Raw genomic sequence first — 1,116 nt, 5'->3', positions numbered from 1 at the left:
AGTGCACCACAGTGATCCTGGAGGATCGATGGCTCGCGTCAAGATCGCTTACCTGGGCGGTGGTTCCTCGCGTGCGGCGGGGACGATGGCCTCCTTCATGCACCACGGCGAGGAGTTCGACGGCTCCGAGTTCGTCCTGATCGACCTGGACCAGGACCGGCTCGACGTCGTGGAGAAGCTCACCCGGCAGATGGCCCGCCACCAGGGCCTGGACATCACCATCACCACATCGACGAACCAGCGCGAGGCCCTGCGCGATGTCGACGCCGTGCTCAGCAGCTTCCGTCCGGGCGGCTTCACCGCCCGCGCCCTGGACGAGCGCATCCCTCTCAAGTACGGCGTCATCGGCCAGGAGACACAGGGCCCCGGCGGCATGATGATGGCGCTGCGCTCGATCCAGATCATCAAGAGCCTGTGCGCCGACCTGGCCGACGTCGCTCCCGGCGCCCGGATCTTCAACTACACCAACCCGGTCAACATCGTCTCCCAGGCGGTCTCCGACTACACCGACATCCCGATCGTCTCCTTCTGCGAGGGCCCGATCGTCTTCCCGCCGGTGGTGGCCAAGGCCGCCGGGCTCGACCCCGACAAGCTCAAGGCCAACCTCGTCGGCATCAACCACAACTGCTGGTCCAACGAGGCCACCTACGACGGCCAGGACGCCTTCCCGATCCTGCGCGAGCGCTACGAGGCGCTCAAGGACAAGCCCACCGACGACATCAACGGCATGCGGGCGCTGCACCTGGCGGTGGCCATGGAGTCCATCCCCTCCGACTACTTCAACTACTACTACTTCCGGGACGAGATCCTGCGCGAGCGGCAGCTCGCCGCCAAGACCCGGTCCGAGATCATCATGGACGCGCTGCCCGGTTACTGGGAGCACTACCGCGAGCAGGCCGACTCCCAGGCCCCGCAGCTGGAGCAGGACCGCTCCCGCGGCGGCATCCACGAGCTGGAGCTGGCCATCGACGCGATCAGCGCCTACTACAACGACACCCCCATCCGTCAGCCCTTCAACATCACCAACACCGGCGGCTGGCTGCCCGGCTTCGAGGACTCCACCGTCGTCGAGCTGTGGGGCACCGTGGACGGCAAGGGATTCCACCCCGAGGCGCA

The 1,116-nt window shown here is 66.8% G+C and carries 1 protein-coding gene; it reads left to right on the top strand.

The genetic code is table 11. The annotated features are described in order from the left end of the window. Nucleotides 1-28: 28 nt before the first annotated feature. Nucleotides 29-1,116, top strand: a 1,088-nt coding sequence (locus BBH68_RS38720) for a family 4 glycosyl hydrolase (RefSeq protein ID WP_104531522.1), incomplete at its 3' end; no start/stop codon positions are given.

It is taken from the genome of Streptomyces sparsogenes, from assembly GCF_001704635.1.
In the GTDB taxonomy this organism is placed as follows: Bacteria; Actinomycetota; Actinomycetes; order Streptomycetales; family Streptomycetaceae; genus Streptomyces; species Streptomyces sparsogenes.
The sequence above is the reverse complement of the archived record's forward strand: the minus strand, read 5'-3'. Positions and strand labels throughout refer to the sequence as shown.